Genomic DNA, 20,374 nt, shown 5'->3' on the forward strand with positions numbered 1-20,374 from the left:
GATGATTTTGACAGCCTTATTGAATGACGCTTTAGCCACGGCAATCATGGGGTTGCTGTTGGGTATGCTAGCGGGTTTTCTGCTGCTGCAATTCGCTAAGGCGAAACTCACTAGTCAGTTGGCGGGGCAGCGACAGGAATATGAGATGGCGCTGCAGCAACGTCAGGAGCAACTGGAGCGTTTACACGTCGAGTTGAGTCGGGTTGAAGATAAGGCGCAGACTTTAACGCAGGAGCAGCAGCAAAACCGTGTGCGTATTCGTGATTTGGAATTAGATCAGGTGCGCTTGCAGCAGATCGAAGTACAAAAATATGCACAAGATGATGAGCTAGCTGAACAGCATGAGCAAGCCGATAATTTGCAGCGCTTGCTCGGTCAGCGTCAGGCTCGGATCGCCGAACTTGAAAGCCGGCTCGAAAGTGAACGGGAATCACAATCTGAAAAGCTACAACTGTTAACAGAAGCCAGAGATCAGTTAAAAGGTGAATTTCAGAACCTAGCGAATAAAATTTTTGAAGAAAAGTCGGCTAAATTTACCTCGGCTAATCATGACTCGCTAGGCTCGTTGTTAACCCCCTTACGGGATCAATTAGGTGAATTTAAGCGTCGTGTTGATGATGTCTACGATAAAGAAGCCAAGGACCGACGGTCATTATATGAGCAGATCAATCAGCTAAAAGAGCTCAATCAACAGATGAGTGCCGATGCCGTCAATCTGACCAACGCGCTTAAAGGTGAAAGTAAAACTCAGGGTAACTGGGGTGAAGTGATCCTTGAACGCGTCTTAGAACAGTCTGGGCTGCGCAAAGGTTATGAGTATGAAACTCAGGTGTCTCTGAATGAACAGGGGCAGCGGTATATGCCCGATGTGATTATCCGCCTGCCGGATGATAAGGATGTCATCGTTGATGCCAAAGTCTCCCTCACGGCCTATGAAAAATATTGTTCGAGTGACGCGTCGCGGCCACAGGAACAGGCGCTCACGGGGCATCTACAATCGATTCGTCAGCACATTCGCGGTTTAAGTGATAAAGCTTATCAGAGTTTAGATGGCGTACGCTCACTCGATTTTGTCTTGATGTTTATCCCCGTTGAAGGGGCTTTCTTATTGGCACTACAGCAGGATAAAGAGCTATTCAGTTTCGCTTATGATCGCAATATTATTCTCGTGAGCCCGTCAACGCTGTTAGTTACACTGCGTACTATCAATAATATCTGGCGCTATGAACGTCAAAACCGTTTCGCGCAAGAGATAGCGCAACGCGGCGGTGAGTTACATGATAAGTTTGTCGGTTTTGTTGAAGCACTCGACGATGTCGGTCGACACTTAGGGCGTACTCAGGCGGCCTATGAAACCGCTCATAAACGACTCAGCAGTGGGCGAGGTAACTTGATCAGTCAGGCGGCTTCACTGCATAGGCTGGGGGTGAAGAATAAAAAAGAGTTGGATAAAAAATTGCTGGAAAAAGCCTCTGAATCCGATCCGGATGCCGAACAATTGGAAATATTGGATCGATGATCTCGGTTATCGGCTATGGATCGCTGCTGTCCGAGGCGTCAGCGTTGCAAACCGTACCAGGGTTACAAAATTTTCGTTTGGTACGAGTACCGGGCTATCGTCGTATCTTCAACAAAGTGGGCGTTGTCTTTCTGAGTCGGCATGGTGCTGACCCCGAGAGTGCTTATCTGGCATCTTGTGCAACGCAGGTGTCAGCCGTTGATGCGATTATCTGTAGTCAATTTGAATGCAGCGTCGAACAGTTTAGCGCGCTTTATGAACGCGAGCATCGGTTTCGCTGGATTGAAGTCGATGTGCAGCCGTTAGAGACGATAGCGCTCGACAAGGGGTTGTTAAAAGGGCGGATGTGCACTGAATATAGCGATGATGATTATCGCCTGAATAAGTGTATCACGCCGCAGGAATATGATGCGAGAGTTGGTCAGTACTATGATGGTGCCCTTTGGCGGGATGATATTCTGCCTTTCCCTCGTTACCTTGCCTTCTGTCTGCAAGCGGCTACCTCACAGGGGGCTGAGGTGTTAGCAAACTTTCTTGATAGCAGCTATCTCGCTGATGGATCAACCACCATTAGAACTTACTTACAGCAGTCACCCGAGTTGCAGAATTGGGATGAACTCGATACCGGCTATCACTACCCGAGCGATCATCGCTAATCTCCTTTTTCGTGGCAGAACGATTAATATACCGAGCCTAAGTTCTCTATTTTGATATCAACATGACGTGTTGATTTTTAGTGAATAATCAAAATAAGATTTTGAAAAATCCATAAATCATCAATATTAAATATTGAAATTTCTCAAAATCATCAAGATTAAATAATGATTATTATTTTATGATTCAAAACAAAATATTGATTATTGGTTATTTTTTATACAAAAAACATGGTATATATGATAAAAATAGAGTGCCAGCTGAAGAGATGCTATATTTATTGTAGTCGCTGATGTGACAAGGGAATTTTCCACTCAAGATAACAAAATATGGCCGATATAGATAAATAGACTGAGTTTTTGGCGCGTATTTTGTTAACACAGACTTTTGTCGTGATAAATATTCATTTTTAGTCGTTATTGGGTTTATTTTTTGCTGTTATTATCAATAATAACGGCGCAGACGAAAAGAATGGTTTACCCGGATCAACAAATATCCGGTATTGATTGAATAATACTCAGCGCTGCAACAAACCGCAGTCTGATAATTTAGGCGCTTCTGTACGAGAAGCGCGAATTTCTAACATGTGACGGATATGGCAATGACAAGCACTATGATCGTGGCACTGGATATAGGCACCTCGAAAGTGGTGTGTCTAGTGGGTGAGGTCGGTTTAGACGGCACGATCGATATCGTTGGCATTGGTTCGCATGAGTCTCGCGGGCTTAAACGGGGTGTGGTGGTCAATATTGAGTCCACCGTGCACTCAATTCAGCGTGCGGTAGAAGAAGCCGAACTCATGGCGGGCTGCAAAATTCACTCGGTGACGGTAGGCATTGCCGGTAGTCATATCAATAGCATGAACTCTCACGGCATTGTGGCTGTCCGTGAGGGCGAAATAATGGAACACGATTTAGAACGCGTCATCGATGCCGCTCGTGCGGTGGCTATACCCGCAGATCAAAAGATTCTCCATATTTTGCCACAGGAATATGTGATCGATAATCAGGAAGGTATTCGTGAACCGTTGGGTATGTCCGGGGTGCGATTAGAAGCCAAGGTGCATCTGGTTACTGGTGCGGTCAATGCCGTACAGAATATTGAAAAATGTGTTCAGCGTTGCGGTTTAGCGGTGGACAGTTCGGTACTGGAACAGCTGGCGTCGAGTTATTCTGTGCTGACAGAAGATGAAAAAGAGCTGGGTGTTTGTATGGTGGATATGGGCGGTGGTACCACCGATATTGCCATCTTCACCGGTGGCTCTATCCGGCATACCGCGGTGATTCCGATAGCCGGCGATCAAGTAACCAACGATATCGCCATGGCCTTACGCACACCGACACCTCACGCAGAAGAGATTAAAATTAAATATGCTTGCGCCTTGGCGCAACTGACCAATGCCGATGATACGATTAAGGTACCCAGTGTCGGCGATCGTCCAGCACGGAATCTGTCTCGACAGGCGCTGGCCGAAGTGGTTGAACCCCGTTACGACGAGCTATTTACACTCATCCAAGCTGAGTTACGCCGTAGCGGTTTTGAAGACTTAGTCGCGGCAGGTATCGTTTTGACTGGCGGTACTGCGAAGATGGAAGGCGCTGTCGAGCTGGCAGAAGAAATTTTTCATATGCCAGTACGGTTAGCCTTTCCGAAAGGAGTACGTGGGATGGGGGATATTCTGAATAGCCCCATCTATGCCACCGGTATTGGCTTGCTGCAGTATGCTAAGCAAGACAATCAGAGCATGGTTGAAGCGGTACCGGTTGATGAAGATGTTGAACGAATTAATGTTTTACAGCGGATGAAAACGTGGTTTCAGGGAAACTTCTGAGCGTTGCTTCGCTGCGGGATTAGCACGATAAAATAACGGCTATCGAGGTATTCACAAGGTGTGAACGATAGTCAATAAACCAATGAAATAATAAGCAACACAACAGGTGCGGGTTGGGCACTGAACCTGGAGGAATGGGACATGTTTGAACTGGTTAATAATATAGCACAGAACGCTGTCATTAAGGTGATTGGCGTGGGCGGTGGCGGCGGTAACGCGGTCCAGCACATGGTCACCTCAGAGGTCGACGGGGTTGAGTTTATCTGTGCTAATACGGATGCGCAGGCGTTGAATAATATGGGCTCGCGCAATGTCCTACAGATAGGTGGCGAGATCACCAAAGGGCTTGGCGCTGGCGCGAACCCAGATATTGGACGCGATGCGGCGTTGGAAGATCGCGAACAAATCGTCGAAATGCTGAGCGGCGCCGATATGGTGTTTATTACCGCTGGCATGGGCGGTGGTACCGGCACCGGTGCCGCACCGATTGTCGCTGAGGTGGCAAAAGAGCTGGGTATTCTAACGGTTGCAGTGGTGACAAAGCCTTTCCCATTTGAAGGCCGCAAGCGGATGCTGATTGCCGATCAGGGAATCAAAGAGCTATCCGAACATGTTGATTCATTGATTATCGTGCCGAACGAGAAGCTGCTACAGGTGCTGGGTAAAAACTGCACCCTGATGAAAGCCTTTGATGAAGCCAATGATGTACTGAAAGGTGCGGTACAGGGTATTTCTGATCTGATTATTCGTCCGGGTATGATCAACGTCGATTTTGCCGATGTGCGCACGGTGATGTCAGAGATGGGTACCTCAATGATGGGTACTGGTTCTGCGCGTGGTGAAAATCGCGCGGTTGAAGCGGCTGAAGCGGCGGTTCGTAGCCCGCTGCTGGAAGATGTCGATCTGATGGGCGCGCGCGGTATTCTGGTGAATATCACCGCCGGTCTTGATTTAGGCTTGGGTGAATTCAGCGATGTGGGTCAGGTGATTGAAGAGTTTGCTTCTGACAGCGCGACGGTCGTTGTCGGTACGGTTATCGATCCTGAAATGACCGATGAAATTAAAGTAACGGTTGTGGCCACCGGCCTTGGCGGTGTTGAGAAGCAAGATATCCGCATGGTGAGCAATGGCGCCACTGCCGCGACCGGATCACGTCGTGCCGCTAGCGCGGTGAGTGATTACAGTCAGCTAGAGCTGCCAACGGTAATGCGCAATCGCAATGACTCTGTGCGTGCACAGGATAACCCTGTCGTGGAACCAGAGCCCGTTAGTGATAGCCGTAAAACCGGCACGGATGATATGGAATTCCTCGATATTCCAGCATTCCTTCGCCGTCAGGCTGACTAAGAGAGAGCCCATAGGGATATGTCCCGTCCCTGATCTCTTAACAATCAATAAGCCTCACCCATGGCATAATGCCTAGGTGGGGTTTTATTGATTATTGATGAGTGCTGTCAATTCGGCTTGAGCTAATGCTGGCCATGAATCTAGAATAAAGTCGGTAAAAAGCCTGTCATACGTTTGATTTACCTCCTGATTTCTATTAAAGTACGCGGCCTCTGATTAACAACTCAGAGCGTCATCAGAGTTTACGCTGGTGGTAACGAGCACGTAGACGTGCAGGTTATAAGTCTGAAAAGACAACGTAAGCAATATACGTGGTGAGGTGTCCGAGTGGTTGACTCGGAGGCGAAGCCGGAGAGAACATCGGAGTTTACGACGATGGTAACGAGCACGTAGACGTGCAGGTTATAAGTCTGAAAAGACAACGTAAGCAATATACGTGGTGAGGTGTCCGAGTGGCCGAAGGAGCACGCCTGGAAAGTGTGTATACCGCAAGGTATCGAGGGTTCGAATCCCTCCCTCACCGCCATCTAATTCAAAATGAAAGAGCCTAGTCTAACGACTGGGCTTTTTTGTGTTCGAAATGTGGGGGGAGGGTGAGATCCCTCGTGGTTCGAGCCGAGCGCAGCGAGACCACATCGGAGCTTGCGACGATAGCCCGAAGGGCGAGGAGTGTAACGACGAGTAATCCCTCCCTCACCGCCATCTAATTCAAAATGAAAGAGCCTAGTCTAACGACTGGGCTTTTTTGTGTCCGAAATGTGGGGGGAGGGTGAGATCCCTCGTGGTTCGAGCCGAGCGAAGCGAGACCACATCGGAGCTTGCGACGATAGCCCGAAGGGCGAGGAGTGTAACGACGAGTAATCCTCCCTCACCGCCATCTAATTCAAAATGAAAGAGCCTAGTCTAATGACTGGGCTTTTTTGTGTCCGAAATGTGAGAGGAGGGTGAGATCCCTCGTGGTTCGAGCCGAGCGAAGCGAGACCACATCGGAGCTTGCGACGATAGCCCGAAGGGCGAGGAGTGTAACGACGAGTAATCCTCCCTCACCGCCATCTAATTCAAAATGAAAGAGCCTAGTCTAACGACTGGGCTTTTTTGTGTCCGAAATGTGGGGGGAGGGTGAGATCCCTCGTGGGTTCGAGCCATACCACAGGGGCAAAGCCCTTTTTATCGCTTTATCTCCGCGCTCTCCACTGTGCTTTCAGAATCCTCTGTGGTAAACCGGTTTGGCACGCTTATACTTACTGGCTATACGAGACAATATTAAGCGCTTGTCTCAAGGTGCCTGATTGATAATGTAATCTGAAAATAAAGCCTGCACGTTAACGGAGGCATTTAATCTTGCCGCCATTAAATACAAACCAGCCATTTTTCGGTGTAAAAACAGCACATCAGGCGGTGGCGTATGCCAGTCATCGGGGTCTCTGCTGACACTGAGACCCAACGTTTGAATCCGCTTGGCTAAATCCGATTCACCGAACGCATATTTACCTTCGTAACGTAGCGGTTCGGCGGCCATGATAAATATATCTAAAACCACTTGCCGGTTTTCTATCTTCTTACCACTCTGGAAAAAACCGAGTGTTTGTAAGGCCGCGTCTAAGGCTGGTTTATCTTCGCGGATGGCAGCACTCATGGCGGATTGATACAGCGTAACGAAACCGGGATCGAAGGTTCTAACCGCTCCAAAATCCAATAACACCAGCTTATGGCTGTCGGCCTGATAGAGGTAGTTAGCGAGATTGGGGTCGGTTTGAATGCAGTTGAAATCAAACAGTTCAGCGAAGAAAAGGCTGAATATCAGTGACATAATATCGGTTCGCTTATCAGCATGCATTGAGCGCAAGCTGTCCAGTGATTCACCTGCCACATAGTCCATGGCTAAGATTTCCGTGGTGGAAAGATCAGCATGGTAGGTTGGTATAATCAGGTCTGCATTGCTACCAAAGGTTTGCAGGTGCTGCCGATAGATATCAAGGTAAGCCCCCTCCATCTGATAATCAGCTTCCTGCTTCAATTGCTGTCGGGCTTCATCCATAAGTGGCTGGAGATCCAGTGATTTTGGAATAATCCCTGTCAGGCGTAACAAGCTGTAAACGTTGTCAATATCGCTATCAATACTTTGCCGCACACCGGGATATTGCACCTTAATTGCCAGATGCCGTCCCTGTTTGCAGGTGGCTTCATGGACCTGTCCAATAGAAGCTGCAGCCAGTGGTTTAAAAGAGAACCGCTGAAACTGCTCGTCCCAGTTTTCTCCCCAATGACGTTCTAGCACCATGACCAACTGTGACATCGGCATCGTTACCGCGTCTGAGCGGAGTCGTTCCAGTATCGAGGCGAGCTCATCCGGCAATAAGTTGCCCGAATCCATCGATAACAGTTGTCCCATCTTCATGGCGGCGCCGCGCATGTTGGATAACTTATCAGCCACCTGATTCAGGTTGCTGGGGGTTAACAAGAGGTCCGACATCAATGGTTTTTTTCCCTGTGCCAGACTTTTGCCACCGGCCAACGCGACATTACCGGCAATACGTCCCGCGAGGGATCCCATACGTGCCAGTCGGGATATTCTTGATTGAGGGACGGGGGCACTTTTTTGATCCGGTGGGTTATTCATTCGTCACTGCACCTGGTAGATGCTGCTCTATCATATTAATGATCATGGGATCATTCGGCTTGATATGGCTTTTAAAACTGGCCACTACCTCCCCTTGGGGGCTGATCAGATATTTATGGAAATTCCATTCGGGATATTCGCCAGACACCTTTGCCAGTTGCTGGTAAAAAGGGGATATACCGGTTTCGCCTTTTCTCACGTGTACCTTTTCGAACATCGGGAAATTGACACCATAGGTTAGTTGGCAGAAGTTCTTGATTTGTTTTTCAGTGCCAGGCTCTTGCCCGGCGAAGTCATTCGAAGGAAAGCCCAACACCACCAAGCCTTGTTCTTTATAACGGGAATACAGTGATTCAAGGCCATCATACTGGGGCGTAAAAGCACATTTACTGGCTGTGTTAACGATCAGGATCAGTTTTGAACCATAGGTGTCACACAGATTGACCTGCTGCTGGCTCCCCAACACTGAAAAATTGTAATCCAGTAAGTGTTTTGCCGAAGCCGCGCAGGCCTGGTCTTTTGTTTCTGTTGGGCTATCAGCGCTGCTGTAAGGAGACACGGTTAGCATATTCAGCAGTAACAGCGCTGTGATAGACAGAGAGTATTTCATAGATACCTTATGAGTCATGTTTAGACATCCTTTTACTACGAGAGCCATCTAAAATTAGATCGATATAACCGTCTTGGAATTAGACAACGATCACTATGCAAAAAAACCGGGGTCAGTCTGCATCAGGTTGTATCCCCAGTTGTCTGATCTTCCCCAGCCAGCGTGGACACCTCCCTAAGCGACATTCTTTGATTCATATTCTTCCGGGCTTATAGCCAAGGTGTAATGGTTAACAGCAACTGGACATCACTTTAGAGGTTTCTGGTATTGCAGTTATATTGCTTGAAGTCGTCGTTTATTGCACTTGTGAAGTGAGTCGACATGTATAGCTGCTGTTAGTGGTCTGGTGCAACTTAGCCAAGTTGAATCCGTATTGTCATGCGTTACCAGTGAGCAATAGTGCTTTAAATGATAGATCTCGGATATTACTGATGAATTGTGCTGGCTCTACCGTTAAAGTGATCAATCAATGTCGTATCTCTCAGGTGTCATCCAAGGGGAAACTTTTTTTAGACTCGGAAAGATTTTATCAAAAAAAATAGTTTTCACTGATTCTGCTACCTGTTCAGGCATTGAGCCGAGCTCACCTTTACGGCTTATCAGATTGATATCTCTGTAGTGGCGGCTGTTGTCCAGCTCAACGATACGCACGTTTTTGAGCTTATCAATTACTTGTGACAAGCAGATACCGCTAAGAATAGCCCAGCCGTGTCCATCTTTAACAAAACTCATGAGGGTGTGGGTGTCATCAGTTTCATAACGTATATTGGTTTTTATTTGCATCCGACGGAGTACGACCTCACTGTAGGCGCCGATATTTGATGTTCGGCTGTATTTGATGATAGGCACTTCTGCGGCTAGCTGTTTTAGAGAAAAAGAGTCAGCAGAATAATATCTCTCTGGAATAGCGAGTAGCATCGGGTCGCGTATTAAGCTAAAGCGCAGCAGGTTTTCTTCTTCCATTAATGTTAAATCCGAAATCAGAATGTCGATATCACGGTTAAGAAATTGCTGATGCAAGCCAGTTGTAAGGCCGCTTTTCATAATAAGTTGCTGAGTCTGACTACTTAACCCGGCAAGTAGTTTGCTGCCAAATATTTCTGAGCATGAGGTCACCAAGCCTAATCGGCACTTAACCTGACCGGTTTGTGCTGCTTCACGTACCGTTGCGCTTAATCGCCGGAGGTCACCAAGAATAGTATCCGCATGTTTTTTAAGAACATCACCTGCAACAGTGAGTCGTACCGGTTTGGTGCGTCGAACGACAAGTTCAGTGCCTATCTGTTGCTCAAGTTGGCGCAGGCATTGTGATACTGCGGGTTGAGTGACATTGAGCCGTAAGGCCGCATCCGTAAGTGATTGGGATTCAGCAATCACTACAAAATTATGCAATAAGTTGGAGTCGAGTAATTGTGAGGGTTTCATTGTCTTATTATAAATATTACTTATGATAGGCATTATTATTGCTTAATATTGCAGTAAAAAGTAGAGAGATTTATGGATTGTGTTAATAATTATCAGAATTGTAGAGTGCTCAGTGATTCTGAGACTGAATGGCTTTAATTAAAAAAAGCTTTAAATGAGGTAAAAAATGATCCTTCCGCAGTATGACAACCAGTGTGGTTGGTATGAGCTACTGAATAATGTCAGTTGCTTTTCGCCACTTGAGGATAACGCTCAGTTCAACACAGTGGTAATTGGCGGGGGATTTGTTGGGAATGCTGCAGCAAGAAGGCTGGCGGAAAATATGCCGGATGAATCTTTCTTGCTAATCGATGCGCTGAAAATTGGTCAGGGGGCTTCGGGGAGAAATTCTGGTTTTGTGATCGACCAGCCCCATAAGCGGGATTTAGAACTCGGTAGTAAAGAGCAGAAAGAGAAAATAATCCGTTTAAACAGAGCCGCGATTGATTATTTTGAAACCCAGATTGATAAGTATTCAATTGATTGTCAGTGGTCAAAAGGGGGTAAGTATCAAGCGGCAGTTGGCGCGCGGGGTGAGAAGCACCTGAATCACTATGAGCAACTGCTTCAACAGGGCAATGAAACCTACCACCGGCTTAGTTCTGCTGAGATGCAAAATGTATTTGGTACGGATTATTACAATGCCGCTATATTCACTCCCGGAGGGATGTTAATGCAACCTGCTGCCCTGATGCGAGGGTTAGCTGATACTATGCCTGACAATGTGACAGTAGTAGAACAGACGCCGATTATTGAGATTAAACGTATTAACGATGGCTTTGAGCTTACCGCTCATAATGGCGTTAAGGTTAGTTGTAAGCAGATTATTCTTGCTACGAATATATTTACTCCCGAACTGGGTTACATGCGTAACCGGATTCTTCCCGTCATGACCTTTGCCAGTATGACGCGACCTCTCACTGATGCAGAAATGGTTGTCTATGGTGGTCAAACAGATTGGGGAATTACACCCGCTGATCATGCCGGTACTACGGTGCGGATGACTCAGGATAGACGCCTTATTATTCGTAATTCTTATCGTTATGCTCACGACTACAATACGCCCAGCCAGCTACTGCCTAAGATGCACAAGCGTCACTGGGAAGGGTTTGTCGTTCGCTACCCCCACCTAACTGAGGTGAAGTTTGAGTATACCTGGGGCGGCGCTAGCGGTTTGTCTAGCAATTTTGAAACCTTTTTCGGTGAGGTTGAGGACGGTGTTTATGCATCATGTTGCGATCAGAGTGTTGGTGCAGCAAGAGGGACAATCTCAGGAATGATGCTGGCAGATATGGTTGCCGGAAAAAAGAGTGCGTTACTGCAAGACATGATTGAAGTATCTGGCAATCCATCTTGGTTGCCGCCAAAGGTTTTCCTACGAATAGGCGTGCCTCTGCGTATGCAGATGGCCCGGTTTGCAAGTCGATCAGAACTGTAATGGTTCTGCCAAAATATTAATAAAATAATTAGGTGTCCAATGAAACTAAAAAAATTACTCACACTCCTTGCTCCTGTTGTTACAGCTGCAGCGATAAGCATGCCCGTGCAGGCCGATGCGGTTGAATTGAAGCTCGCTACTGATTCGGGGGCAAAGGGGTCTCCTGCAGCTGAAGCGATTGAGTATTGGGCTGCTCAGATTGAGGAGCGAACCCAAGGCACCGATGACGAAATTAAAGTGGATATCTTTTATCAGGATGAGTTAGGTGACCAAAAAGAGGTCTTCGATTTGCTAGTGGTGGGTGAGGTTGATTTGATGCTTAACTGGCCATTGACCTCTTATGACAAAAAAATGGGACTGCGTAATACGCCTTATCTCTTCTTAGACTGGGAGCAAGCATTTGATGCATATAAACAGGGGGGCTGGCTGAACAAAATCAACGGTGATATCCATGCTGACCTAGGATTAAAATACTTCGGTGCCTGGCCAGAAGGCTTTGCCGGTGTGGCATCTAGAGGTCGTTATGCGACGACGATCGAAGGTGCAAAGAGCATGAAAGTGCGGGTCCCTTCTAACTTTCCCAATCCTCAAACTTTACAGGCATTAGGGTATCAAGCGACAGCGATTACTTGGGGTGAAGTTTACACTTCTATCCAGACCGGTGTTGTTGATGGCGATGCGGGTAACACTATCTATTGGGATTATGAATACTTCCGTGATGTGCTGGATTATTACGTTCGTACCAAGCACACCTTTGTAACCGGGGCCCTATCTATGAATATGGAAGTTTGGGATGAACTGTCGGAGAATCAAAAATTAGTTATCTCTGACGCCGCCGTCAACGTGATGTCAAAGCAGTTCAAGGAAGCAAAAGGCCGCGATCAACACTATGTTGATCAAGCGGTGGCTTCGGGTATGAAATATATTGAGTTGAATGACCAAGAGCTGCGTGAATTGGCGCATGCCGCACGTGAAAAAGTATGGCCTCTGATGGTTGACGAGCTGGGTGAAGATATTGTTCAACAGCTGAAGGAACAGGCACCTACGCTTTAAAATTAACTGTATCTGGCTCCATTTTTTGGGGTCAGATCTCTTCGGAGAAGCCCTATGAGAGCCTTTTGGACTCAGTTAGATAAGTGGTTCGCCGTTATTCTTGAGAATATGGTTCTGCTGACGAGTGCCGCTGTTGCTGGACTCGTGTTCTTTCAGGTAATTACCCGCTATGTGCTTGAAATATCTGTTATCGGTCTTGATGAGTTGGCCCTTATCAGTGCTATGTGGCTCTACATGACAGGAGCATTAATTGCTAGTCGACGAGCTGAGCATTTGGTGGTGGATTTTTTGCCGCAGCAGATCAAATCATCATTCTGGCAGAAGTGTCATCAGAAAGTGATCGCTCTGATTATGGTTAGTACATGTGCTTTCTTTGTATATCTCTCCTGGCGAATGCTGTCTTTTGCGATACGTAGACCTCAGTACACAGAAGGGTTGGATATTCCACAACTGGTTGCTCAGGGAGCAATTATTCTGGCCAGTGTTGGGTGTTTTCTCTATGCCTTAAGAGATTTGTTTACCGGTCGAGCTTGCCACAATGTTAAAGAAGCAGAGGAAGAGTAATGGCTATCTGGGCTGTATTTCTATTAATTTTTTTGATGGCCGTAGGGGTGCCTGTAGCATGGTCTTTTGCTGCAGTGCTGGGTTATCTGGTTTTTATTTTTGATGTGAAAATGACCACCTTGTTATTGCAGGGCTTCAGGTCGCTTGATCATATTATTTTGTTAGCTTTACCGTTATTTGTACTGACGGGTTACTTGATGAAAAGTGGAGGTATAGCTCGGCGATTGGTTGATTTTATTGAACTAATTGTTATGGGGCGTCGTGGTGGTATGGGGGCTTCGATGGTATTTGCATCGGGTATTTTTGGCGCCATTTCCGGTACTGCAACCGCTGCTGTGGCATCCATCGGTACGATTATGATTGGGCCTTTATCAGAGCGAGGGTACCCACGAGGCTATTCCAGCGCATTGCTGGGGATGTCTTCTTTATTAGGCATTTTGATACCACCATCAATTACTCTAATTCTATTTGGTGTGGTAACGCGTCAGTCTATAACTGCCTTGTTTGCTGCAACTATCGGCCCGGGTTTATTGCTGATTATCGGCCTCGTTTTATTTAACCGTTTCTGCGCTAACCGGTTGTTTAAAGAGGAGGTATCTGGTTTTAATCTGGGTGACCGTACGCGGGGTTCAATATTTAAGAATGCGATTCCAGCGTTATCTATGCCGTTTATTATTCTAGGGGGAATCTACGGTGGTATTTTTACGCCGACAGAGGCTGCAGCAGTGGCAGTGGTCACCGCGATATTTATTGGTTTTTTTATCTATAAAGATTTGACCTTTAAACAGCTAAGGGAAAGCGTTATCGCTGCGGGTGAAACAACGGGTACGATTATTCTTATCCTACTGTTCTCATTTATGATCGGCAGAATTTTGACGGCAGAACGTGTCCCTCAAGAGCTGACTGAAGCGATCACAACATTGGTACAAAACCCGATACTTATCCTGCTGATGGTAAATGCCTTTCTGATCTTTACCGGAGCGATTATGGATGATCTGTCAGTCACCGTTGTCATCGCTCCACTGTTCATGCCACTGATAAATACCATCGGGGTAGACCCCGTACATTATGCTTCAATTGTCGCTTGTTCAGTGGTGATTGGTGCAAACAGTCCTCCGGTCGCGCCTATTCTCTATATGGCTTGCCGCATCGGTCAGGTCTCGATTCATAAATCAGTTATGCCTGCGCTCTACCTAATAGGCGCAGTGGGTATCCCCGTTATGATCGTTACCACCTTCGTGCCAGAACTGTCTTTGTTTATTCCTAGGGCGCTTGGCGTGCTTTGAGTTTGTTGCTGGCTTTGTAGGTTTTACTGTTAGACACGGATGTCCGTTTTTTTGAGGTAGTTATGTTAGTTAAACATATAAAAAGTAATGCAATTGAGTTTGCTCATCGTGGTGGTCCGCCGGGCTATGCGGAAGTAGGGCGTGCAGTATCAACAGATATCAGCTCTACCATGGGAGCCGGTTTAGCACGGTTTGATCAGTGCTCTATCGCTTGGACAGTTCTGTATGATGAAGTGGTCTATGTGGTTGATGGGTGCTTCAAATTAGTGACTGGGGAAGGTATTTTTGAGGCTCAGGCAGGAGACGTACTCTGGATTCCTAAAGGGACAGAACTGAAATACGAAGGCGAGAATGCGACAATCTTCTATGCCGTATATCCAGGGAATTGGAAAGAGCTACTGCAAAACTGATCAATGATACATATTCTCAGAGAGCAGACTTTATTTGGCATTGGTCTGTTTGTTGAGAGCTTGATTTGGTGTTGAATGCCCAGTATTACATATCTTGAGAGCTTACTATAATAGGCTAATGATCGATTTATGTTTCTGCAGGTCATCGATTTAAACGTATCTAAAGATACATTTAAAAATGTATGGTTATGACTATTGCTAGGTTGTATTTTGCTAGTAGTATAGCGTCGTTGTCATTACCCGCTTTTCAGCCGAGACCGGTCATTCCAAGGCCGGTTGAACCTTCTCCTTATCACCTTGTTTATCTTTGCTGGGACTACGAGTATTTCCAACAATGTAGCGTTCATGCGATTTTAATAAAAAGCGTGTACTTACTCACATGATGCATGTGATAGAGTAATTAATTCTGAATTTATATTTTAAATATTTTATTTTGTATAATTTTTTATGATATAAAGGCTGTTGTTGTGATTAGTCTTAGCATTTATTGGGATAGTTAACATGTCTATTCGTCATCTGAAAACCTTAGTTGCAATTGCAGATAAAGGATCATTTATCGAGGCGGCTGAAGCGGTGTTCATCACCCAAGCAGCGGTTAGCATGCAAATGAAAACCTTAGAAGAAGAGTTGAATATGACTCTTTTCGACCGGACCAGAAGACCGCCGACCTTGAACAAGGCTGGTATGGCTGTGGTGCCTAAAGCGAGAGAAGCAGTTAGGCATTACGAACAGTTTATGGAAACATCCGCCATCATGGATAAGTTGACAGGACAGCTCTCGCTGGGCTCGGTGCCAACGATATTGACAGGTGCACTGCCGCCTGCCTTGGCTAGATTGCGTCAATCTTTGCCACAATTGCATATTTCGGTGTCCAGTGGGCTGTCTAGTTCTTTAATCACTCAAGTTGAACGCGGGGCTATAGATGCGGCGATCATCAGTGAGCCGCCTATGGATCGGCCTGGTTTAATCTGGAGGCCTTTTGGTATAGAGCCTCTGATTGTGATTGCCCACATAGATTCGCCAGATGAACCACCTGAAGTGTTGTTGCAAAACAATCCGTTTATACGTTTCAGTAAGGCGGCTTGGGTGGGTCAGCTCATTGATCAATTTTTGAAGGATGAAGCGATCACCGTCAAGGATACGATGGAGCTGAATACCCTCGAAGCTATTTCTACCATGGTTTATCATGGCCTTGGTGTTTCCGTGGTGCCGCAATGTCATATTCAATATCCAGGTACTTTGCTTCTCAAACGTATCCCATTCACTAAGAATGCACCTCAGCGAATACTAGGGCTCATCGAGAAAGAAGACAGCAGTAAAGCGCACCTCACTAAAGAGCTAATCTCAGAGCTGGCGGAAGCGATGGGCAAAAATCGCTTGAAGGTCTAACCATAATCATAGATTCTTTCTCCTATTCATTGGAGTTATGCACATTGGTATATCCTATGTTGCTTATAATTGAGCTGCTTAACATTCGAGGTTTATATGTCTAGTGATATGCCTTCTTCTCCTGAAATCGCTAACCTGGCATCTATTTCGGCGTTTGGCGCACTTTCTGAAACAACCATAAAATTTCTAATGAATCAGGGCAAAACGGCTCAGCTTCGAGCAGGTGATTACCTTTTTCATCAGGGTGACTCAGCGAATGAGTTTTATGTTGTCTTAAGTGGTTCAGTGCATTTAGTACAGCATCATTCAGGTGAAACTCGACTGATAAGGGAGTATTTAGCAGGGGAGCAGGTAGGTGTTTCAGCCATGATTACACTGAATACTCGACAAGGGGATGGCGTCGCCTATTCTGATAGTGAAGTATTAGAAGTGAGTTCTGCCGTCTTTCACGATCTTTATAATGAAAACCATCAAGACTTTGTTATTTTCTTAATGAACATGTTTCGAGATATGGCGAGAGGGCTAAAGAGGGAACGTGAATCAATGCTGGAAGGGAAGTAAATGCCAAAATAAATGGCCTAGAATCGCTTAAGCATATCTCAGTATGAGCTAAGGAAGGTACGAATAAGTTAATTACGCCTCTGGCTTTCGCGTATCTGGCCATTCCAATGTCTGCAGAGAACATAACGGACTTATTAGCACCTTCCCTAAGCACAGCATAAGTCTGCAGCCTCAGTATAAAACCATCATTCCCCTATGAATTATTCACGTTACGACCACTTATCACTTATCACTTATGCAGGGCAACCGTTATTAACAAGCCCTCAATATCTGCTTTTAGTATCTTATAAACGTGGCAAATGGCTCAATATTATTTTCCACTTAAAAAAAGTTGTTGTAATAATTAAAAAAATATCATTTTACATTATTATTTCTGATGCATAGGCTACTTTCTGAGGTTTGACGCCAGTAGAAAGATTGTATGCATCCATTCTGCTGACGAAGACCTGATTAAAAATTTTCCTATTCTGTGAAAGGAAATAGGGGAAACCGTTGCTTGCTTATGGAGAATAAAAATGACAATAAGTAGCCCTATTGCAAAGATTAAAAAAACAGTTTTTAAAGTCGTATCGTTAGTCAGTGTGAGTGCTCTGCTGGCTGGCCCCGTTTTTGCTGATTATCCACAACGACCCATTTCTTTGATTATTCCATTTGGTACAGGCGGGCCTACCGATATATCAGCCCGTGCTTTAGCCCGGTCACTAACTGATGAGGTGGCCAAACCGATTGTCATCGTGAATCAGACTGGCGGGGGAGGTGCTGTTGGGTCTGCTACTGTGGCTAATACCAGAGGCGATGGTTATAAAATGTTGGCTGCACGTACAGGTTCGCAAAGTGTGAGCTTAGCCATGAAGTCAAATATGCCTTATTCATTGGCCGACTTTAAATTTGTTGGTATTTACGAACTCAATCCCATTGTTTGTGTGACCCGCAGTGAAAGCGGTATTGAGTCGATGTCTCAGTTGATCGATTTAGTAAAGTCTAAGCCAAAAACAGTGACTTATAGTTCTTCCGGCGTTGGGGCGTTACAACACCTTGCAGGCGTTATGGTATTGAATGCTTTCGGTGTGGAAAACCCACTTGAAGAGGCTATTCACTTGCCCATGAATGGCGGTGGTGGCGCTGCAACAGCGGTATTAAATGGTACGGCCACCTTTGTCTGTGCTAACTCATCCAGTGTTGCGGGATTTATTAACAATGGTCAGATGAAGCCTCTGATGGTTGCCACAAAGGATAGAGTTGAGGGTATTGATGCGCCAACGGCTGCGGAACTGGGGCATCCAGAGCTAGAAAAACTAGTGGGTTGGACCGGTATTGCAGGGCCAAAGTCTTTGAAAAATGAAAGTGTCGAAGCGTGGACTCAGTGGCTTAAAACGACAACCAGTGAGCCAGGATTCGTTGATACCATGACTCGCCTAGGGTCTCAGGTGGTCTATATGGGGCCTGCTGATGCTGAGGAATTTATTCACGCTCAATATACTGCCTTTCGCGGAATAGTAGAGAAGTTAGGGATGCAAATAAACTAATAGAGTTTAATTCTATATGGATACCGGTAATAAAGTATTCATTTTTAATACATAGAGGTTTTTATGTTGATAAATATAAAAGAGTTATATCTTGGTTTTGCTATTTTTATATCCGCTATTTTGTTGATGATTTTTATTATTCCATTTGCTGTTGTTACGCCTAATCATGTCGCCCATGCTGTGCTCTCACCGAGCTTCTGGCCTAACGCTATTGCGTGGATGTTATTGTTATTAGGGGGTGGAATATTGATTAAAACAGCTCTCTATAAAGAGAATAAAGAAAAGGTCTCGAGTGTTTTTAACGAAGAAGTTTTTAAGTGGCTGCGTTTAGCGTTATTCGCTTCTTTTTTAGCTGTTTTTTATTGGTTGCTGCCTGATTTAGGGATGATTTGGGGTTCAAGTGTCGCTTATCTAATATTTTCATTATTGATCTGTCGCACGCAGCATCGTGTTGCTGCGGTGAGTGTTGGATTGTTGCTACCCCTCGGGCTGTATGTTTTTTTCTATCATATAGCTGGCGTGGATATCCCCCAGAGTGATTTTGTGAGGTTGCCATGAGTTTCTTAGACACACTGTTAGAGGCGCTATCGTTAGTGACTCAATCGGGTAGCATATTGGCACTCGCTATTGGTGTTGTGATTGGTGTTATATGCGGAGCAATACCCGGTATGTCAGCGACGATGGCGGTTGCACTGACCTTGCCATTTACCTTTGCGCTAGAGCCTGTAGTGGGTATTTTGCTATTGCTCGGTGTTTATAAGGGCGGCATATTTGGCGGCTCGATTCCTGCAATCCTGATTAAGACGCCAGGCACGCCAGCATCCAGTGCCACGATACTTGATGGGCATCCGATGGCAGAAAATGGACAGGCTGGCAAAGCGTTAGGAATGGCGCTCTATGCGTCGTGTACGGCAGATATTATATCCAATCTAGCTTTGATTTTATTTGCGGGTTGGCTCGCTTCTTTTGCGATGGGGTTTGGTCCGCCAGAGTTTTTTACCTTAATGGTTTTTTCTCTGATGATTATTGCGGGCATCTCGGGTGATCAGTTAATGAAAGGTTTAGTCGCGGCGGTGTTGGGTTTGTTGCTGGCAACTGTTGGGCTTGACTTAGTATACGGGACTGATCGTTTCATTATGGGTAACGTCAACCTGATGGGTGGGCTCAACTTTATTGTTGTGCTGATCGGTCTTTTTGCTCTACCAGAAATTATTGCGTTTGCGATTCATCCTTCAGATAAGCATGGAAATGTTCGGCAATTGGGGGGGGAGCATGTGACTTTCGGCGAGTATAAACGTTGTTTCCGTACCATTTGTCGAGGCGGTGTTATTGGCGCCATTTTAGGCTCTATTCCAGGGATAGGCGCGGCCCCTTCTGCATTTTTATCGTATAGTGAAGCGCGGCGTAAATCGCCCAATAAGGCTAATTTTGGTAAAGGTGAAATAGAAGGGGTAGCCGCCTCTGAAGCAGGAAATAACGGTGTTTGTGGCTCTACGTTAATACCGTTATTAGCACTCGGAATACCCGGTGATGTCGTTACCGCAATTATTATCGGTGCATTCATGGTGCATGGCATTCAACCGGGACCCCTGCTATTCCAAGACCATGGTAGTTTAGTCTATGCACTGTTTATGGGGTTGATTCTAAGCTCTGTCTTCTTACTATTTTTTGGTAGCTTTTCTATCAGGATCTTCAAATATATAGCGGATGTGCCTAAGTCCATTCTTCTACCTGCGGTTCTGATTCTATGTGTCTTTGGTAGCTATGCAATTAACAACTCATTGTTTGATGTCATGGTTATGTTTGCCTTGGGTTGGTTGGGCTATTTCTTGATGCGGCTTGAGATTCCCGCGGCACCTTTCTTGATCGCTTTCATTTTAGGTCCCTTGCTGGAAGATAACTTCCGACAATCGATGTTGATGTCTAATGGTAATTTTGAAATTCTTTTTAGAGGGTGGATTACCTGGGGGTTCTGGATACTGACTGCGGTGACGCTGTTCTGTTTGATTAAGAGTCACTTTGCGACTAAGAAAACAGATTCGCAATCGCCCCCCAAGCCTGAAGCAGGCAATAACCTCAAGGGCGAAGCGTTAAGCTAACGC

17 protein-coding genes, 1 tRNA gene and 3 other RNA genes are annotated in these 20,374 nt (G+C 45.8%); 18 read left to right on the top strand and 3 right to left on the bottom strand.

Annotation, left to right across the window (positions count from 1 at the left end):
- Position 1: 1 nt before the first annotated feature.
- From rmuC to Q4488_RS13305, 8 genes are all read left to right on the top strand, one after another.
- Positions 2-1,519, top strand: a complete 1,518-nt coding sequence (gene rmuC, locus Q4488_RS13270) for a DNA recombination protein RmuC (protein WP_303580965.1) — start codon at positions 2-4, stop codon at positions 1,517-1,519.
- Entirely contained in the window at positions 1,516-2,175 is a 660-nt protein-coding gene (locus Q4488_RS13275) for a gamma-glutamylcyclotransferase (protein ID WP_303580966.1), read from the top strand. Before rmuC ends, Q4488_RS13275 begins: the two co-directional genes overlap by 4 nt.
- Positions 2,176-2,768: 593 nt before the next feature.
- A complete protein-coding gene (gene ftsA, locus Q4488_RS13280) occupies positions 2,769-4,004 on the top strand; it encodes a cell division protein FtsA (RefSeq protein ID WP_303580967.1) in 1,236 nt (411 codons plus the stop codon).
- Positions 4,005-4,145: 141 nt separating this feature from the next.
- On the top strand, positions 4,146-5,351 hold the full coding sequence (gene ftsZ, locus Q4488_RS13285; RefSeq protein WP_303580968.1) for a cell division protein FtsZ: 1,206 nt from the start codon (positions 4,146-4,148) through the stop codon (positions 5,349-5,351).
- 438 nt (positions 5,352-5,789) lie between these two features.
- Positions 5,790-5,877: transfer RNA gene (locus tag Q4488_RS13290), tRNA-Ser, on the top strand.
- Positions 5,878-5,924: 47 nt separating this feature from the next.
- Positions 5,925-6,053: non-coding RNA, RtT sRNA (locus Q4488_RS13295), on the top strand.
- Positions 6,054-6,099: 46 nt separating this feature from the next.
- A non-coding RNA gene (locus Q4488_RS13300) (RtT sRNA) lies at positions 6,100-6,228 on the top strand.
- 46 nt (positions 6,229-6,274) lie between these two features.
- Positions 6,275-6,403, top strand: a non-coding RNA gene (locus Q4488_RS13305) — RtT sRNA.
- A 224-nt stretch (positions 6,404-6,627) separates the two neighbouring features.
- Here the strand turns inward: Q4488_RS13305 and Q4488_RS13310 are convergent.
- From Q4488_RS13310 to Q4488_RS13320, 3 genes are all read right to left on the bottom strand, one after another.
- Complete coding sequence (locus Q4488_RS13310; protein ID WP_303580969.1) at positions 6,628-7,971, bottom strand: AarF/ABC1/UbiB kinase family protein; 1,344 nt, start codon at positions 7,969-7,971, stop codon at positions 6,628-6,630.
- Positions 7,964-8,599, bottom strand: coding sequence for a glutathione peroxidase (locus Q4488_RS13315; RefSeq protein ID WP_303580970.1), 636 nt, complete (start codon positions 8,597-8,599; stop codon positions 7,964-7,966). The genes Q4488_RS13310 and Q4488_RS13315 overlap by 8 nt, the downstream gene beginning before the upstream one ends.
- A 444-nt stretch (positions 8,600-9,043) precedes the next feature.
- Positions 9,044-10,039 (bottom strand): LysR family transcriptional regulator, encoded by a 996-nt coding sequence (locus Q4488_RS13320; protein ID WP_303580971.1) that lies wholly within the window; start codon positions 10,037-10,039, stop codon positions 9,044-9,046.
- A 133-nt stretch (positions 10,040-10,172) separates the two neighbouring features.
- Between Q4488_RS13320 and Q4488_RS13325 the strand changes: the two genes are divergently transcribed.
- The 10 genes from Q4488_RS13325 (at position 10,173) to Q4488_RS13370 (ending at position 20,371) form a co-directional block, all read left to right on the top strand.
- Complete coding sequence (locus tag Q4488_RS13325) at positions 10,173-11,483, top strand: FAD-binding oxidoreductase (protein WP_303580972.1); 1,311 nt, start codon at positions 10,173-10,175, stop codon at positions 11,481-11,483.
- Positions 11,484-11,522: 39 nt separating this feature from the next.
- Complete coding sequence (gene dctP, locus Q4488_RS13330; RefSeq protein WP_303580973.1) at positions 11,523-12,536, top strand: TRAP transporter substrate-binding protein DctP; 1,014 nt, start codon at positions 11,523-11,525, stop codon at positions 12,534-12,536.
- Between the two features lie 54 nt (positions 12,537-12,590).
- Complete coding sequence (locus Q4488_RS13335; protein WP_303580974.1) at positions 12,591-13,100, top strand: TRAP transporter small permease; 510 nt, start codon at positions 12,591-12,593, stop codon at positions 13,098-13,100.
- On the top strand, positions 13,100-14,386 hold the full coding sequence (locus tag Q4488_RS13340) for a TRAP transporter large permease (protein ID WP_303580975.1): 1,287 nt from the start codon (positions 13,100-13,102) through the stop codon (positions 14,384-14,386). Before Q4488_RS13335 ends, Q4488_RS13340 begins: the two co-directional genes overlap by 1 nt.
- 62 nt (positions 14,387-14,448) lie before the next feature.
- A complete protein-coding gene (locus Q4488_RS13345) occupies positions 14,449-14,796 on the top strand; it encodes a cupin domain-containing protein (protein WP_303580976.1) in 348 nt (115 codons plus the stop codon).
- 501 nt (positions 14,797-15,297) lie between these two features.
- On the top strand, positions 15,298-16,185 hold the full coding sequence (locus tag Q4488_RS13350; protein ID WP_303580977.1) for a LysR family transcriptional regulator: 888 nt from the start codon (positions 15,298-15,300) through the stop codon (positions 16,183-16,185).
- A 96-nt stretch (positions 16,186-16,281) separates the two neighbouring features.
- The gene (locus Q4488_RS13355; protein WP_303580978.1) at positions 16,282-16,746 is read left to right on the top strand and encodes a Crp/Fnr family transcriptional regulator; all 465 of its coding nucleotides are present in this window, start codon (positions 16,282-16,284) and stop codon (positions 16,744-16,746) included.
- A 515-nt stretch (positions 16,747-17,261) separates the two neighbouring features.
- Positions 17,262-18,272 (top strand): tripartite tricarboxylate transporter substrate binding protein, encoded by a 1,011-nt coding sequence (locus Q4488_RS13360; protein WP_303580979.1) that lies wholly within the window; start codon positions 17,262-17,264, stop codon positions 18,270-18,272.
- Positions 18,273-18,335: 63 nt separating this feature from the next.
- Complete coding sequence (locus tag Q4488_RS13365) at positions 18,336-18,830, top strand: tripartite tricarboxylate transporter TctB family protein (protein WP_303580980.1); 495 nt, start codon at positions 18,336-18,338, stop codon at positions 18,828-18,830.
- The gene (locus Q4488_RS13370; protein ID WP_303580981.1) at positions 18,827-20,371 is read left to right on the top strand and encodes a tripartite tricarboxylate transporter permease; all 1,545 of its coding nucleotides are present in this window, start codon (positions 18,827-18,829) and stop codon (positions 20,369-20,371) included. The genes Q4488_RS13365 and Q4488_RS13370 overlap by 4 nt, the downstream gene beginning before the upstream one ends.
- Positions 20,372-20,374 lie beyond the last annotated feature (3 nt).

The sequence above is a fragment of the Amphritea sp. 1_MG-2023 genome (assembly GCF_030547545.1).
GTDB lineage: Bacteria > Pseudomonadota > Gammaproteobacteria > Pseudomonadales > Balneatricaceae > Amphritea.